Annotated in this window: 17 protein-coding genes; 11 read left to right on the top strand and 6 right to left on the bottom strand. The window is 61.6% G+C overall.

Translation table 11 applies throughout. The annotated features are described in order from the left end of the window. The first annotated feature begins 136 nt into the window (after positions 1-136). The 5 genes from ACZ881_RS14650 to ACZ881_RS14630 all read left to right on the top strand — a co-directional run bounded on the left by ACZ881_RS14650 (position 137) and on the right by ACZ881_RS14630 (position 5365). Positions 137-388 (top strand): hypothetical protein, encoded by a 252-nt coding sequence (locus tag ACZ881_RS14650; RefSeq protein ID WP_476116480.1) that lies wholly within the window; start codon positions 137-139, stop codon positions 386-388. Positions 389-403: 15 nt separating this feature from the next. Continuing rightward, positions 404-1225, top strand: coding sequence for a DNA/RNA non-specific endonuclease (locus ACZ881_RS14645; protein WP_476116478.1), 822 nt, complete (start codon positions 404-406; stop codon positions 1223-1225). A 108-nt stretch (positions 1226-1333) separates the two neighbouring features. Continuing rightward, entirely contained in the window at positions 1334-2422 is a 1089-nt protein-coding gene (locus ACZ881_RS14640) for a lipid II:glycine glycyltransferase FemX (RefSeq protein WP_476116475.1), read from the top strand. Between the two features lie 111 nt (positions 2423-2533). Continuing rightward, positions 2534-3850 carry a peptidoglycan bridge formation glycyltransferase FemA/FemB family protein gene (locus tag ACZ881_RS14635; RefSeq protein WP_420180294.1) on the top strand — a complete coding sequence of 439 codons (1317 nt, stop codon included), beginning with the start codon at positions 2534-2536 and terminating at the stop codon, positions 3848-3850. Between the two features lie 27 nt (positions 3851-3877). Beyond that, the gene (locus ACZ881_RS14630; protein WP_091465688.1) at positions 3878-5365 is read left to right on the top strand and encodes a threonine/serine exporter family protein; all 1488 of its coding nucleotides are present in this window, start codon (positions 3878-3880) and stop codon (positions 5363-5365) included. Between the two features lie 58 nt (positions 5366-5423). On the opposite strand, the gene ACZ881_RS14625 is transcribed toward ACZ881_RS14630, so the two are convergent. Next, positions 5424-6263, bottom strand: a complete 840-nt coding sequence (locus ACZ881_RS14625; RefSeq protein WP_476116472.1) for a siderophore-interacting protein — start codon at positions 6261-6263, stop codon at positions 5424-5426. A 74-nt stretch (positions 6264-6337) separates the two neighbouring features. Continuing rightward, positions 6338-7108 carry a uracil-DNA glycosylase gene (locus ACZ881_RS14620; protein ID WP_476116502.1) on the bottom strand — a complete coding sequence of 257 codons (771 nt, stop codon included), beginning with the start codon at positions 7106-7108 and terminating at the stop codon, positions 6338-6340. A gap of 106 nt (positions 7109-7214) precedes the next feature. Here ACZ881_RS14620 and ACZ881_RS14615 point away from each other — a divergent pair, with 106 nt between their 5' ends. The 5 genes from ACZ881_RS14615 to ACZ881_RS14595 all read left to right on the top strand — a co-directional run bounded on the left by ACZ881_RS14615 (position 7215) and on the right by ACZ881_RS14595 (position 11830). Beyond that, the gene (locus tag ACZ881_RS14615; RefSeq protein WP_024819788.1) at positions 7215-7550 is read left to right on the top strand and encodes a DUF3263 domain-containing protein; all 336 of its coding nucleotides are present in this window, start codon (positions 7215-7217) and stop codon (positions 7548-7550) included. Between the two features lie 49 nt (positions 7551-7599). Beyond that, positions 7600-8220, top strand: coding sequence for a LytR C-terminal domain-containing protein (locus ACZ881_RS14610; RefSeq protein ID WP_476116470.1), 621 nt, complete (start codon positions 7600-7602; stop codon positions 8218-8220). Positions 8221-8392: 172 nt separating this feature from the next. Beyond that, positions 8393-8596 carry a cold-shock protein gene (locus ACZ881_RS14605; RefSeq protein ID WP_011773737.1) on the top strand — a complete coding sequence of 68 codons (204 nt, stop codon included), beginning with the start codon at positions 8393-8395 and terminating at the stop codon, positions 8594-8596. 324 nt (positions 8597-8920) lie between these two features. Further along, positions 8921-10546 carry a chaperonin GroEL gene (gene groL / locus ACZ881_RS14600; RefSeq protein ID WP_089593895.1) on the top strand — a complete coding sequence of 542 codons (1626 nt, stop codon included), beginning with the start codon at positions 8921-8923 and terminating at the stop codon, positions 10544-10546. A gap of 237 nt (positions 10547-10783) precedes the next feature. Next, the gene (locus tag ACZ881_RS14595) at positions 10784-11830 is read left to right on the top strand and encodes a ribonuclease HI family protein (protein WP_091465697.1); all 1047 of its coding nucleotides are present in this window, start codon (positions 10784-10786) and stop codon (positions 11828-11830) included. Positions 11831-11958: 128 nt separating this feature from the next. On the opposite strand, the gene ACZ881_RS14590 is transcribed toward ACZ881_RS14595, so the two are convergent. From ACZ881_RS14590 to ACZ881_RS14575, 4 genes are all read right to left on the bottom strand, one after another. Further along, a complete protein-coding gene (locus ACZ881_RS14590) occupies positions 11959-12249 on the bottom strand; it encodes a WXG100 family type VII secretion target (protein ID WP_091465698.1) in 291 nt (96 codons plus the stop codon). Positions 12250-12388: 139 nt separating this feature from the next. Next, entirely contained in the window at positions 12389-13885 is a 1497-nt protein-coding gene (locus ACZ881_RS14585) for a sensor histidine kinase (protein ID WP_178994255.1), read from the bottom strand. A 3-nt stretch (positions 13886-13888) separates the two neighbouring features. Next, on the bottom strand, positions 13889-14599 hold the full coding sequence (locus tag ACZ881_RS14580) for a response regulator transcription factor (protein ID WP_024819794.1): 711 nt from the start codon (positions 14597-14599) through the stop codon (positions 13889-13891). 89 nt (positions 14600-14688) lie between these two features. After that, a complete protein-coding gene (locus ACZ881_RS14575) occupies positions 14689-15318 on the bottom strand; it encodes a LysE/ArgO family amino acid transporter (RefSeq protein WP_476116466.1) in 630 nt (209 codons plus the stop codon). 68 nt (positions 15319-15386) lie between these two features. Between ACZ881_RS14575 and ACZ881_RS14570 the strand changes: the two genes are divergently transcribed. Next, a complete protein-coding gene (locus tag ACZ881_RS14570; RefSeq protein WP_476116464.1) occupies positions 15387-16328 on the top strand; it encodes a LysR family transcriptional regulator ArgP in 942 nt (313 codons plus the stop codon). Positions 16329-16372 lie beyond the last annotated feature (44 nt).

Here is a 16372-nt window from a genome sequence, read left to right as displayed (position 1 = left end):
TGATCGTGACCATGCGTGAGACGGGCAAGGACATGTCCTCCAAGTACAAGGAAACCGCGATGGGCGGCCTCGCCGTCAACGTCGTCGAATGCTGAGTCTGTAGGCTGAGATTTCAGATCATGTCTGGGGGGAATGCATGAATGATGAAGTAAATCCCTTAATTCCAACGGTGTGGGAGGCCGCAGTGTTGGGAGTCGGAGCAGTGGCAGTTCTCTTGGTCATGGCTGCCCTGGTTCTGGTACTCAGCACGAAATCCTTCTCACCCGGAGTTCGGATTGCGTTGGTGGTGCTGGCGTTCGCAGCCCCTGTCGCTGGGCCGCTGGTGGGCATTCTGGTGGCACTCCTTGAGCGGCGAAAGGCCCGACGCCCTAATTCTGTCAGTCCCTGATGCCATGCTGTATCCATGAGCGGGGGATACAGCAGGGACTTTTTGCGGACACGGCTTGAACTGCCCAGTCCGTCGGCTACTACGACACTTTTGGACTACACCCACTTTTCTGTACGCTTCCGGGCTTCCCGGAAGCTCGCGGCGATTGTGGGTGTGAACATCAACGGCAAGGAACTGATACCCCTGGCCCGCGAGGGTTCATGGCATTTGGATGACAGGATCCCACGGGAGCAGCAGGCTGGCCCGGATCTGTACAAGAGCAACGCCTTTGATCGCGGGCACCTGGTCCGGCGCCTGGATCCCGTGTGGGGCGACGCCGCAACAGCCAAAAAAGCCAACCAGGACACGTTTAGTTACACCAACGCGGCACCACAGATTGATGACTTCAACCAAGGCAAAGAGCTCTGGGTAGGGCTCGAAGACCACGTTTTGGGCCACGCCGATGCGCATGAAGCAAAGCTGAGCGTGTTCACGGGGCCGGTGTTCCTCGATGACGATCCCGTATATAGGGGAGTTCAGATCCCTCGAAAGTTCTGGAAGATCGTGGCATGGACCAACGATGCCAAGCTGGCCGCCGTCGGCTTTGTCCTGGACCAATCGCCGATGCTGGGCAAAGTGGAGCTAAAGAAGGCCATCAGCCAACGGCTCCTTGAAGGTGAACCACCGCCGCTTGGACCGTTCAGGACGTTCCAAGTACCTATTGGGCAGATCGCGGACCTTACCGGGCTCAGCCTCAGCAGGCTCATCGGCGCAGACCGACTTGTCAGTGGGCAGCGGGAATCCGGCGTGGAACTCCGGGCCATCAGGCTGGAGAAGGCAGACCAGATCAGGCTCTGAGCCCTTGATAACCAGCAGAATCGGGGGATATCCACATACCCCGATAGACTTGGGGCTGCATGTCCGCATGCGCACTACGCTTTTGAACACCGCACCAAAACCCTGAGATTGGACACGGCCACCTTGCGAGAATTTACCGCCCGCTTTGCCACCGCCGAGGAAATCGATAACTGGGACAAGCACGTCACGGCGAATCCGAACGGCGGCAACATGCTGCAGTCGGACGCCTACGCGGCAGTCAAGGACGGTAACGGCTGGTTGGTCCGCCGGCTCGTCATCGAGACCCAGGACTACAGCAGCTACAACCTGCTCCTGGAGAAGAAGTTCCCTGTGATGGGTCGGCTTTGGTACCTCATCAAGGGACCGGACGTCCTGGATGTCAGCGACATCCAGCCCGCCCTGAAAGCAGTAGCCGCCCTGGCCCGTGAGAAGAAGATGAACGTCTTCACCATCAAGATCGAGCCTGACATTGGTGACTCGGCTGAGGCCGTGGCAGAACTTCAAGCTGCTGGTTTGGTGAAAGCTCCCAACATCCAGTCCAATGACTCCACGGCGTTGCTGGACATTGCAGCGCCCGCTAATGAAGTCTTGCGCAGCATTTCTTCACGTGCCCGCAACGCAGTTCGCAGGGCTGAACGTGAGGGTTGCGAGGTGGTTCAGGCTGAGCCGGGCGAAGACAGCTACCGCAAGCTCTACGCCCTCATGCAGAACACCGTGAACGCCAAGGGTGCCATGCCGCTGCGGAGCTACGAGTACTATTCCAAGTTCTGGGAAGAGTTCTGCAGCCGCGGCCAGGGACACTTCTTCTTCATCCACGAAGACGGTGCACCAAGTGTCGGTGCTTTCGTCATCAACTACGGATCCAAAGCTACGTACAAGGACGGCGGCTCCACCCAGAACCGCAAACAGTACGGTGATTCCCATCTGGCCCAGTGGGCGGCGATCCAGCGCATGCAGGAACTCGGATGCGTGGAGTACGACTTCTGTGGCACGCCCCCCGCAGCGAGGATCAAGGACAAGACCCACCCCCTGTACGGCATGGGATTGTTCAAGACGAGCTTCACCAAGACCGTAACGGACTTTGTGGGTTGCTATGACCTTGTCCTGGGACCTGTCCGCCACAAGCTGTGGCTCACGGGTGCGGAACGCATCTTCCGTCGACTCGAAACCATGCGTACCGGTGGCCAGTTCTACTGACGGCCATCCGCAGCCAGCAAACCAACTTCAGGCCCGCCCCGGCCACCAACGGGTGCAATCTACTTTATAGGTGAGGTAATTTCTTTGACTCCGATCGAGGCTGGAACCGACATGGAATTCGTGATTCTCAGTGACGCTGATTTCGAGACATTCGCCAAGGGACATCCCCAGGGCAGCTTCATCCAGTCCATGGACCTCACGCGCTTCCAGCGTGCCCGTGGCCAGGAAGTTGAGCTTTTTGGCGTGACGCGCGGCGACAGCCTCATTGCTGCGGGGAAACTTGTCTACTCGTCCAACCGCCTGGGCTACAAAACCGCAGATTGCGCCAAGGGGCCCCTGATGGACTACAGCGACCCCGCCGTGGTGCGCTTCGTCGTCGAGCAGTTGAAAAAGCATGCGGCCTCGAAGAAAGCTGCAGAGCTGCGTATCTCTCCCAACATCCGGTACATTGCGCGTGATGAAGAGGGCGCCGAACACCCTGAAGTTGAGGACAACCGTCCACTACTGAAGGAGTTTGAAGGCCTGGGCTTCAAGCATCAGGGCTTCGACATGAACTTCGCCAACATCAACTGGATGTTCATCAAGCAACTCGACGGAATCGCTGATTCCGAAGAGCTCATCATGGGCATGAACTACCGCACCCGCAAGGCCATCCGTAAAGCCGAGAAGAACGGCGTCTACCTGGAACAGGCCACGCTGGAAACGCTGGATGAGTTCTACAACGCACTGAGCACAGCCGGCGACGAGAAGGGCTTCACCTACCGGGAACGCGAGTACTACGAGCAACTCCTCCGGAATACTTCGGACGAGTTCACCAAGCTCATGATGGCCAAGATCAACATTCCCGAATATCGGGCCTCCATCACGGAGCGTCTGGATGCCGAATCCAAGACCTTGGCAGACCTTAAACGTGAGGTCGAGGAGACCGGCAGCAAGAAGAAAGCCAACCGCATCAAAGTTGTCCAGGACCTCGTGGACAGCTACGAGCGCAGCCTCAAGGACATTGAACGTTTCCCCGATTCCGTCGGTGTCGCTACGGTTGCTGCCATCCATTTTGCGTGCTCCGGTGACGAGCTGGTGTGCGTCATTGGTGGCACGGTTCAGGACTACATCTATTTCAACGGCGCCACGTCCTTGTACTGGGGCATGATGTTGCACGCACTGAACAATGGTTATTCGCGCTACAACTTCTACGGCACGTTCGGCATCCAGGGCCAGGATGAGACCGGGCACGGCGGGTACGAATTCAAGAAGGGCTTCGGTGGCGAGGTGGTCCAGTTGGTGGGTGATTTCGTCGCGCCGGTGAACCCGCTCGTCTTCCACGGCTACCGTGCGGTCAGGAAGTTTGCAGGGGTCGCCCAGACAGTACTGGGACGATTGCCACTTGAGAAATTGCCGGTAGTAGGAAAATTTCGGAGGAACCGCTAATCACACAAGCCAAGGGAGGATCACCGCGTGACTGAACGCCCCGACGGGTCCGCCAACAGGCCCCATACCGACGGGTTGCCCAAGACCCAGCCGTTGCGGCCGTCCCAGGTCCGGCAGAACGTCAACGCCAAACGCATGCTGATGCGCTTGGTTCAAGGTGACAGCCCGCCGACGGCGCCCATGAACATCGTGGACCGGTTGGCCGGGAGTCCTTACGCCAACCCCACCATCCAAGTGGTGGGTGTGGACGCTTCGGCCCGCAAGACCATCGACTTCGCCCTTCATCTGGCCGAAGTGATGTTCCGTTACGGTGCGGGCGCCCTTGAGGTGGAGACCAGCATGATTGCGGTCACGGCTGCCCTTGGCCTGAAGAACGTGGAAGTGGACATCACCAACCAGTCGGTGGCCATCAACTACGCGCCTAAGGACCAGACGCCCATCACGCTGCTCCGTGTGGTGCGCTCGTGGACCAACAATTACGCCGGCCTTGCCCAGGTTCACCAGTTGGTCACGGACATCGTGGCCGGGGGAGTGGGCCGTGACGAAGCCGTGCGCAGGTTGAATGAAATCATCCGCAGTGCCAAACCCTTCCCACGGTGGATGGTCACCATGGCCTTCGGCATCTTCGCCGCCGTCTTCGTGGGTGTCCTGGGTGGTGGCATCGGTGCGTCCGCGGTGGCTTTTGGTTCCAACATCCTGATCAGCCTGCTCTCCCGGCAACTTGCCAGATGGCGGACGGCTGACTTCTTCAACACCATGGCGTGCGCGTTCCTGGTCACCTTCATCGCGCTGATGCTGCGTTGGGCAGGTGTGGAAATTGCGCCATCCATTGTGGTGGCGGGTGGAATCCTGCTGCTTCTCCCCACGGGCCGTCTTGTTTCATCGGTACAAGACGCCATCAACGGCTTCCCGGTAACGGCCGCGGGTCGCTTCCTCTCCACGTTGCTCACTTTCGGCGCAATCGTTGCGGGGATTGGCGTCGCAGTAGTGGTTGGAACGCTGATGGGCAGCGCAGTCCTGGACGTAACCCAGACATTCCCCGACGCGTATCCCTTGTGGATTCAAGCAGTCCTTATTGCTATTGCGGTGGTCGCCATCGGCGTCACCGAGCAGACGCAAATGCGGCTGTTACTCCCGACGGCGGCAGTGGGCATAGTGGGCTTCTTCGTCTTGTGGGGTGTTGGCGAAGCCGGCCTCGGCGACCGTTTGTCGCCAGCCGTCGCTGCGGTGGTTATCGGCTTGCTGGGCCGCGTCGTGGCGCTCAAGCTGGGTGCTCCGCAACTTGTAGTGGCCGTCCCGGCCGCGCTGATCCTGCTTCCCGGTCTGACGATCTTCCGTTCCATGTACGCCCTGACCGTTGAAGGCGGCAACATACTGCTGGGTGCGGGTGGCATGCTCAACGCCGGCGCCATTGTGCTGGGCGTTGCGGCCGGCATCGTGCTCGGTGACAACCTGGCCAGGCCCCTGACGAAGGGTCTGTCCAGCAACGAGCGGCGCAGGGTACGCAGGCGCTAGCGTCAAAAAACGAACGGCGCCGCCAGGAGGCGGCGCCGTTCGGCTTTAAGGACTGAGGCTAGATCTGTCCCACTGGGAGCTTCTTCTCTGCTTGGAAAACTTCCTCTACGCGACCCTGCGCCCAATAGCCGGACAGTGAGACCTGCGAACGCTCCAAGCCGCGCTGCACGAAGAAGATCTCGCGGAGTCCTTTCATATAGCCCCGCTCGCCGTGGGCGAAGACGTCCACGCGTCCAGGCAACCATTCGGTGGTGCGAAGGGCGTCAAGAAGCAGCTCGCTGGAACCCGCTTGGACGCCCTTGCGGAGGAGCCAGTGCAACTCCACTCCGGCAGGGGCGGAAATCGGAAGAATGTCGGCCTCGTTATCCACTTCAAGGAACACGGTTCCGCGGGCATCGGGAGCAAGGGCCTCCACGCAGGCCGCAATGGCTGGTATCGCGGCGTCGTCGCCGGCGAACAAGTACCAATCGGCCCCGGGGGCGGGGCTGTACCCACCGCCTGGACCTGTGAAGATGAGCGAATCGCCGGGCTTGGCGGCGACGGCCCAAGGACCGGCCAGTCCTTCATCACCGTGCACCACAAAGTCGATGGCCAGTTCCTGTGCTTCCAGGTCTACCCAGCGGATGGTGTACGTGCGAGTGTGAGGCCACTGCTCACGGGGCATGGTCTCGCGGATGGCCCACAAGTCCAGCGGGAGTTCGTACTCGACACCCGGCTGCGGAAACACGATTTTGATATAGCGGTCCACATATTCGTTGTTCGCGTAGTCAGTGAAACCAGGTCCGCCCGCCACAATCCGCACCATGTGCGGTGACAGGCGTTCATTTCGCAGGACGGTCAGGTTCACCTGCGGACGGGTTTTACGTGAGGCGGACGAAGTGACGGGGAGAGCGGTCATGAAGGTAAGCCTAAGCTAATTTCCTGCGCGTCGGCTGGGTATGAGTCGAAGGTTACAGACCTGGCCGAACAGGGTTACAGAACGGGTAATTCCCAATTGATGGGCTCAGCCCCCAAGCCAATGAGCAGCTCATTGGTCCGGCTGAAGGGCTTGGAGCCGAAGAATCCTCGTGATGCAGAGAGTGGACTTGGGTGGACCGAGGCGATGGACGGTGCCCCGCCCAGCAGGGGCACCACACCTTGGGCATCTTTGCCCCACAGGATCGCCACCAGCGGACTCTGCCGCCCGGCGCCGTCAGTGCGGTTGGCGACGGCGGTGACCGCCGCCGTCGTGACTGCTTCCCAACCTTTGCCGCGGTGGGAGCCGGCGTTTCCCGCTTCGACGCTGAGGACGCGGTTAAGGAGCAGGACGCCCTGCTCCGCCCAAGCGCTGAGGTCGCCGTGGACGCGGGGCGGGAGGCCGAGGTCATCGTGGAGTTCGCGGTAGATGTTGGCGAGGCTCCGAGGAATGGGTCGGGTAGGGCGGGAAACGGCGAACGACAACCCGATGGCGTGGCCCGGGGTTGGGTAAGGGTCCTGGCCGAGGATCAAGACTTTGACGTCGGCCAGCGGCTGTTTGAAGGCGCGCAGCAGGTTCTTTGCAGACGGCAGAACTTGGGCGCCGTTGGCCGATTGGCGTGCTACGTAGTCCAAGGCTTCACGGAGCTGGCCTTCAACCGGGCGCAATGCATCGGCCCAATCGGGAGCCACCAGCTCATCCAGCGGCTGTTTGAGCAGGGCGGCGAAACCCGGTTCAGTAGTATCAGCAGGTTCAAGATCAAAGAGTGCATCCTCGCCAGTCACCAGGCCATTGTCTCCCGCGCGCCGCACGACCTGCGAATGACACCGTTGTTATTCGCCCGTAACATGGGGGTAGGACATTTTCCCCCAACGAGCGTCGAAGGAGTGTGCCGTGGCAGAACCAGCACCGGAACCTATGGCGTCGCAGGCAACAGGCTTCGCCCTTGAGGACCTGGCGGCCGAGACCCGCAGTGACTCGCCGCTGAGTGAGCGTGACCAGCAGATGCTGGCGCTGGAGCGGCAATGGTGGAAGTACGCCGGAGCCAAGGAACAGGCTATCCGCGAGCTGTTTGATCTCTCTGCCACACACTACTACCAGATCCTGAACGCGCTCATAGACACCGAGGATGCGTTGGCCCACGATCCCATGCTCGTCAAGAGACTGCGTAGACTACGTACGTCCCGCCAGCGTGCGAGGACTGCACGTCGCTTGGGGTCCGACGCGTAAATCGCCAGGCTGATCTGTCAGCAGCAACCAGCAAGGACACCGCTTCACCATGACCAAATATGCCAAGGACGAATTCGACCAGGTTCCGCAGAACACGTCCCGCCAAGGCGTTCACCGCGACGCCCAAGAGACTGCACGCCCCACCCTGTGGCCGGTCCTGACCGTTGGGGCGGTGGCCCTGGTGCTCGGGCTGGTGGCCTTCCTGATCCTCCCCAACCTTGGGCTGGTAGCACCCAGCGCTTCGTCCAACACCACGACGCCGGCGCCGCTGCAGACCTCTGCGGCACCGTCCGCTGCGCCCACCGAATCCAGCAGTGCCCCGCCCGCTTCCAGCGAACCCAGCAGTGAACCGACGCCCTCGGAATCTCCTTCCGCCACTCCGTCTTCGTCTCCCGTGGACAAGGCCACTCCTGTGGCCGTCTACAACGGCGCCGGGACGGCAGGGTTGGCCGGACGGGTGGCAGGCCTCGTCCAGGGCGACGGTTGGGCGCTGAGCACTGTAGGAAACTGGGGCGGACTGCCGCAGCAGACGTCCGTGATCTTCTACAACGCTCCGGAGCAGAAGGCCAACGCGGAAGCGCTGGGTACCTTGCTGGGCATCCAGACGATCGTGGAAACGCCCGAGGTTCAACAGCCGCTGGTGGTTGTGGCCGGGCCCGGTTACCAGTAGGCATTGAGCCCGTTCCTGAGCTGAAATGCCGCAACTCGGTTAAGCCTCAATAACAAAAGTGGTGCCCTGCCCCTCCACGGCAGCGCGGCGCTAGTGACAGTGGTTACAGTGGACTAATTCCGGTACGGAGATCCCGGCTACCGGTCTTGGCTACTGCGAAAGTGTGGGCATCATGGCTTTGGGAACCGTCAAATGGTTCAACGCCGAAAAAGGCTACGGATTCATCACTGTGGATGAATCCGGCGACGACGTCTTTGTGCACTGGTCCGCCATCCAGATGGATGGCTTCCGCGCCCTCGAAGAAGGCCAGCGGGTTGAGTTCGAACTGGGGGAGGGCCAGAAGGGTCCGCAAGCCGAAGGCGTCCGCGTCGCGTAGTTCGATCGCGGCGTCTACGCCAATTCCTGTCAGCCCATGGCTGAAAGCCCTTTGTTTATAGAGCAAAGTGGCATCTCTGCTTGCACTCTCCCCGGTCGAGTGCTAATTATTGATTTAGCACTCCTATGGTTCGACTGCTAAGTCCGGCCCGGTTGACCCCGGCGGCGGACAGGCATCGGGCCGGCGGAGGATCAAGAAACACCTTGGTGGGGTGAGGTCCGGAGCGCGGGGCATACAGAGGCCCCAAGCGAAAGACCGTCCGTCGCGGGCACCCCATCTGATAGGTACCTTCTTAACGACTGTCCCGAAAGGACTACCGCCGTTATGGCCAAGATCATTGCATTTGATGAAGAGGCACGCCGCGGCCTCGAGCGGGGCCTGAACATCCTCGCAGACGCCGTCAAGGTCACCCTCGGCCCGCGTGGACGCAACGTCGTCCTCGAAAAGAAGTGGGGCGCCCCCACGATCACCAACGATGGTGTTTCCATCGCCAAGGAGATCGAGCTGGACGATCCTTACGAGAAGATCGGTGCAGAACTGGTCAAGGAAGTTGCCAAGAAGACGGATGACGTCGCTGGCGACGGTACCACCACTGCAACCGTTCTCGCCCAGGCACTGGTGAAGGAAGGCCTGCGCAACGTTGCCGCCGGCGCCGACCCGCTGTCCCTCAAGCGCGGTATCGAGAAGGCCGTTGAGGCAGTCATCAGCGAACTGCTGGCCTCCGCCAAGGAAATCGAAACCAAGGAAGAGATCGCAGCTACGGCTTCCATCTCCGCCGGCGACCCGGAAATCGGCAGCCTCATCGCCGAAGCCCTGGACAAGGTGGGCAAGGAAGGCGTCATCACGGTCGAGGAATCCAACACCTTCGGCCTGGAGCTCGAACTCACCGAAGGCATGCGCTTCGACAAGGGTTACATCTCCGCTTACTTCGTCACTGACGCAGAGCGCCAGGAAACGGTCCTCGAAGACCCGTACATCCTGATCGTCAACTCCAAGATCTCCAACGTGAAGGAACTCGTCACGGTTCTGGAGAAGGTCATGCAGTCCAACAAGCCGCTGCTGATCATCGCCGAAGACATCGAGGGCGAGGCTCTGGCCACCCTGATCGTCAACAAGATCCGTGGCACCTTCAAGTCCGTTGCCGTCAAGGCTCCGGGCTTCGGTGACCGTCGCAAGGCCCAGCTGGCCGACATCGCCATCCTCACCGGTGGCCAGGTCATCTCCGAAGAAGTTGGCCTCAAGCTCGAGAACGCTGGCTTGGAACTCCTCGGCACCGCCCGCAAGGTTGTTGTCACCAAGGACGAGACCACCATCGTTGAAGGTGCCGGCGACGCCGAGCAGATCGCAGGCCGCGTGGCCCAGATCCGCGCCGAGATCGAGAACTCCGACTCGGACTACGACCGTGAGAAGCTGCAGGAACGCCTGGCCAAGCTGGCCGGCGGCGTTGCAGTCATCAAGGCCGGTGCCGCAACCGAAGTTGAGCTCAAGGAACGCAAGCACCGCATTGAGGACGCAGTCCGCAACGCAAAGGCTGCCGTTGAAGAAGGCATCGTTGCCGGTGGTGGCGTTGCCCTCATCCAGGCAGGCGCCAAGGCATTCGCCAACCTCACCCTGCAGGGTGACGAGGCAACCGGTGCCAACATCGTCAAGGTTGCCATCGACGCACCGCTGAAGCAGATCGCTTTCAACGCTGGCCTCGAGCCGGGCGTTGTGGTGGACAAGGTTCGCGGCCTGCCTTCCGGCCACGGCCTGAACGCTGCCACGGGTGTCTACGAAGACCTTCTGGCTGCCGGCGTCAACGACCCCGTAAAGGTCACGCGCTCGGCTCTCCAGAACGCTGCTTCCATCGCTGGTCTCTTCCTGACCACCGAGGCCGTAGTTGCCGACAAGCCTGAGAAGAACGCTCCGGCTGCCGGTGGCGACGACATGGGCGGCATGGGCGGCTTCTAAGCCACCCGGCTGTAGCAATACAGCGCCCGGCATCACGCTGAACAGCATCACGACGGCGGCCCTCACCATTTTGGTGGGGGCCGCCGTTTTGTTCCCTCGTCAAAGCTGTACGTCAGGGCTGCAGACCCAAGTAGGTAGCAGATGATGCCCTTTTGAGCCCTCATAACGGCCTGTACTGCGACTCAGTTGGGTGCTATCACGGTTTTAGTGTCGGTGGGGTCTGGCAGGATTAACCCCATGACGATTATTGCTGCCGCCGATGGGTCCGCCCTCGGTAATCCTGGGCCGGCCGGTTGGGCCTGGTATGTTGACGACTCCTGTTGGCGAGCAGGAGGTTGGCCGCACGGTACCAACAACCAGGGCGAATTGATGGCCGTCCTCGACCTGTTTCGGTCGACGGCCCACGTGCCACAAGAAGAATTGCTGATCCTTTGCGACAGTCAGTACGTCATCAACTGCATCACCAAGTGGATGCCGGGCTGGAAGCGGAAGGGCTGGCGGAAGGCCGACGGCAAGCCCGTGCTGAACGTGGACCTTCTCAAGGACATCGACCAAGCGATCGTCGGCCGAAAATACACCTTCGAATGGGTTAAGGGCCACGCTGGTCACGACCTCAACGAAGCCGCCGATGAGCGCGCACGCGCCGTTGCCACGGCCTACCAGCAGGGCGTAGCGCACCGTGCTGGCCCCGGGTTCCCGGGTGCGCAGGAACAGCTTGGATCTCAGCCGCAAACGGAAGCCCGCGCAGCACAAACCCGTTCCTCCGAGCCGGTCCCTGCAAGCGCTGCCGCCGGCGTCTCGTCGGCAAGCGCTGGTTCCGCACCCGCCAAGGTTGACCGCAGCTCCCGTCCGCACTTTGAGCCCACGCTCTTTGGTGAGTCCGGCATCTTTGGCCAAGCCGATCTCTTCAGCGAATTGGAAGATGACGCGTCGGCGCAGCAACTGTCAGCTGAGGACACAGTTCTGGCGTTGGAACGGGAACTGCTGAGGCCGGACGTGAGGGCGGACATCGGCAGGATCGGTGTGCTGCTCCACCCTGACTTCGCGGAGATCGGTAGTTCGGGCAGGTTTTGGACACGGGACGCCATGATGATGGCGCTGGAAGAGGACCCCGGTGAACCGACGGAACTTGAACTGCTCAGCGCAGACAGGCTCAGCGACAACACCATCCTGCTGAACTACCGTAGTTTCGCGCACACGGGCTCGGCGCTCCGCAGTTCCGTCTGGATGCTCGACCGCGGTCAATGGCGGCTGCGGTTCCACCAAGGGACTGTCGAGAAATAGCCCCCGATAACTAACCCCGGAAACCTAACCCGGAGACAAATCCCTCATGACCTGCGAGGCGGCTGCACAGGGGGAAGGCAGCCAGCCCCGCAGGAGTTCATGGGTGAGGGAGGACCGGGGCGGGGCAGCTAGTACGTGAAGCGCTGGGTGTTTCCTTGTTCCACTTCCAAATAGCTCGTGGCAGCTGAGGACAAGGCAATGTTGATGGAAGCCAAGGAAGCCTCGACCTTGCTTTGCGTCAGCGACCACTCCAGGACAAGCGCCTGGAAATTCGTGGCAGCTGTTCCCCGCCAGGTCGCCTCAAGTTCCTCCAGGCCACGCCGCATGGTCTGCACATCGGAGCTGATGCGATCAACAGTTCCTTTGACGTTGGCTGATTTGAGCTGGAGCAATTCGGTATCGACGGAGATGACGCTCATGGGTGGTGCCTTTCGACGAAGAGGTTCCGCGGTTTGCGGCGGGGATGCGTGGCTACAACATCGAGCCTAGGCAGCCTCCCGCAGCCGCAAAATGGGTGTTCGTCGCTATGTGGATAAAGGCGCTATGTGGACAAAGGCGTTAGGTGGACAGGAGCTCGGCCGATTCCTCATGGAACGGAAGGCTGACCACCAACGTGGCACCGCCGCCGTCGGTGTCCGCCACTTGGACCGTACCGCCATGGGAACCGACGATCGCGGCAACAATCGCCAGACCGAGGCCGCTGCCGCCTGTCTCGCGGGTCCGCGAGGTGTCAGCACGGTAGAAGCGCTCGAAGATCTTGTTGGTTTCAGATTCCGGAATGCCCTGCCCGTGATCGCGGATTTCGATGACGGAAACTGAACCGCTGGGGGTGTCACGAACACCGACGGCCAGTTCTATGGGGCTTCCCTCTGGCGTGTACCGCAGCGCATTTCCCACGAGGTTCCCGATGACCTGCCGAAGTTTGGCTTCGTCACCTTGGACCGGCGCGGCAGTGGGGGCGGCGCCGTCGAGCCCTGTGAGCGTGATACTCCGGTCTCCGGATGAGGCCTTGGTGTCAACCACGGCATCGTGTGCAAGGAGCTGCAGGTCCACAGGCTTGAGCTGAAGCGGACGCTGTTCATCAAGGCGGGCCAGCATCAACAGGTCTTCCACCATGGAGCCCATGCGCTTGGCTTCGCTTTCGATCCGGCCCATCGCCATCGCCACATCCTCTTTGGTTGCCAAGGCCCCGTGACGGTATAGCTCAGAGAAGCCCCGGATGGTTACCAAGGGCGTTCGCAGCTCGTGGGAGGCGTCCGCTGCGAAGCGGCGCATGCGCCCTTCGGAAGCGGCGCGGGCAGCAAAGGAAGCCTCGATGTGGGCAAGCATGGCATTAAGGGAACCGCCCAGGCGGCCAACCTCGGTGTGGGGATTGTCCACTTCCACGCGGCGGGACAGGTCACCGGCCGCGATGGCCGCAGCTGTCTTTTCAACCTTGGCGAGTGGACGGAAGGAGCGGGCAACAGTCCAGGTGGCGATGAAGAACGCCAACACGAGCGTCAAGAGGCCGACGCCTACAACTACCAGGACAGCGTGCTCCATCACTTTGTCCACGGGAGTGAGCGGCAGCCCAATGATCATGACGCCGTTCTGGCCACCATCGGATCTGACGCCAATGGCCACCACCCGCCAGTTTGTACCGGCCGTGCCCTTGACTTGGAAGGGGGAGTTGCCGCGGAGCTTCGCTTCAGCGGGGGTGATGTTGGCGATTGCGGGACGATCACTTTGGCTGCCCGCGTAGGGATAAGGTGCGAAGCCTGGCACGTACAACGTCAGCGAGTAGTCTGTGGGCACGGCGGATTCGGTGGGAGCCTCCGGGTTCGGCTGGGCTGGCTCGTCAGTCGCCGGGTTGGGTGGGGCCAGCTTGTCGAAGGACTGCTGGTCCAGGGCCAAAGCAACGGCGGCCTTGAGTTTGTCATCCACCTGGCCCTGCAGGTAACTCTTGACGAGCGTCAGCGTTCCCGCGCCCGTGGCCGCCAGGGCAAGCAAGAGCAGGCCCATGATGATGGCGACGAGCTGCGACCTCAGGGACGCCGATTTCCAGCGAAGCAGCAAGGGTCAGCGCTTCTCTGCCGTTCGCAGCACGTAGCCTACGCCGCGCTTGGTCTGAATGAGGGCCGCGGCATCCGGATCGATGTCCACTTTGCGTCGCAGGTAGGAGATGTAGGACTCCACGATCGAGGCGTCGCCGTTGAAGTCGTACTCCCAGACGTGGTCCAGTATCTGGGCCTTGGAAAGTACACGGTTGGGGTTCAGCATGAGGTAGCGCAGGAGCTTGAACTCGGTGGGGGACAGCTCGATCACGGTGCCACCCCGGCGGACCTCATGGGCGTCGTCGTCGAGTTCAAGATCGTCAACCCGGATAACGGCGTCGTCGTCCTCCAACGGCTGCGTGCGGCGGAGGACTGCGCGGATGCGGGCCACCACTTCGTCCAGGCTGAAGGGCTTGGTGACGTAGTCGTCGCCGCCCACAGTGAGGCCCGTGACTTTATCCTCGGTGTCGTCCTTCGCTGTGAGGAACAGGACGGGGAAGTGCTTGCCGGCAGCGCGGAGGCGCCGGGTCACCGTGAAGCCATCCATGTCCGGCAACATGACGTCCAGGACTGCCAGATCCGGAGAGTGGAGATCGGCCGCGGCGAGGGCTTCGCGACCATTGGCGGCCGCGACGACCTCGAAGCCTGCAAAACGCAGCGACGTGGACAGCAGCTCGCGGATGTTGGGCTCGTCGTCGACAACGAGAAGCTTGGCTTCGGGACCGTTCTTTTTCATGACATCCATGATGCTCCCAGAATCTGGGAGTTCACTGGATGCTGCATGTGAGCGGACTGCGTGGCTGCGTCCAGTTAACTTGTCCGGGTTCAGGCCCCCAGTGCTAGCCCGGTTCCCAGCGCCACCATGGTCACTGCGATGCCGCCATCCAGGAATCGCCAAGACAGTGGCCGGGCGAAGAAGCCGCGGAGGTAGCGTGCGCCGAATCCAAGGGAGGCGAACCATACGATGCTGCCCAGCATGGCCCCGGCACCGAACCACCATTGCAGTTGAGCTCCTTGAGCGCTGGCTATCGAGCCCAGGAGGGCTATGTCCAGGTAGACGTGCGGGTTGAGCCATGTCAGTGCCAGCACGGTGGTAACGGCGGCAGCGAGACTGCGCTTTGCGCCGTCGTGGGCCGGCCCTGCACTTTTCAGTGATTGCGGGCGCAACGCCCGGCGGGCGGCCATGACGCCGTACGTCACCAGGAAGGCTGCCCCCACGTAGCGAAGAACGACGACGGCGTCCGGAGCTGCCGTAATGAGGGCGCCGGTGCCAAGGACTCCGGCAGCGATAAGGGCGGCGTCGCTTAACGCGCACACCGCCACGACAGGGACGATGTGCTCGCCGCGGATTCCCTGCCGGAGTACGAAAGCGTTCTGGGCTCCGATGGCGACGATGAGGGCGAGTCCGGTGGCCATGCCCAGGCCTGCGGAGTGGAAGAAATCAGTAAGGTTCACCCTTGGAAATTACGTTCATCCCCCTCTTTAGACCAGCTAAAGATTCTCACACAACATAAGATACTCTTATGCCTCACTTTCCCTCCGAGCAGCTGCTGACCTTCGCTACCGTCCTCTCCGAGGGCACGCTGGACGCTGCTGCGCGCTTGCTTCACATCACGCCGTCGGCCGTCTCCCAACGGCTGAAGGCGCTCGAGCAGTCGACTGGCAGCGTGCTGTTGCAACGCAGCAACCCTGCCAAAGCCACTGAAGCAGGCGAGGTTGTGCTGCGTCTTGCGCGGCAGGTGGCACAACTCGAAGCTGACGCCGGGCGGGAACTGGGCTTGGGCGCCGACGGGGCGCAGTTGGCCGTGCCGATCGTGGTCAACGCGGATTCGCTGGCGGTGTGGTTCCTCCAAGCGTTGGCCAAGGTTCCCGCAGACCTCAATGTCACCTTCGACCTTCACCGGGACGACGAACAACACTCCACTTCGTTGCTGCGCTCAGGAACGGTTATGGCTGCCGTCACCGCCACGCCAGAGCCTGTGCAGGGGTGCCGGGTGGAGAGCCTCGGGGTGATGCGGTACCGCGCGGTTGCGGCACCGCATTTTGTGGACCGTTGGTTCCCGGAATTGTGGGAGGGACTGGACTCGGGAAGCGGCTTGACCGGGGCCGCGCTCAATGCCGCCACCACCGTGGACTTCGACCGCAAGGACACGTACCAGTGGGCCTTTGTGCAGTCGGCATTCAAGGCTGAGGGTGAGCCGCTTCCGGAACGGAAAGGACCGCGTCATTACGTCCCGGCTTCCCAGGACTTCGGCGACGCGATCCGCTTGGGACTCGGCTGGGGGCTAATCCCGGAAGTTCAATGCGGACCGGAAATCGCCGACGGCAGGCTGATCGAGATCGCCCCCGACCATCCCATCGATGTGCCGCTCTACTGGCAACGCTGGCGAACGGCGTCCCGTGTGCTTGATGTGCTCAGCGAAATCGTCCGTGACGTTTCAGCGCTGTATCTACGGAAACCCTGAAGCGGTGGAGGTCTTGGGTGGTCGAAATCCGAACACGCCCACGG

Source organism: Paenarthrobacter sp. TE3676 (assembly GCF_056279165.1).
Note: the sequence above shows the minus strand (reverse complement) of the source record. Positions and strands in the feature narration are given on the sequence as shown.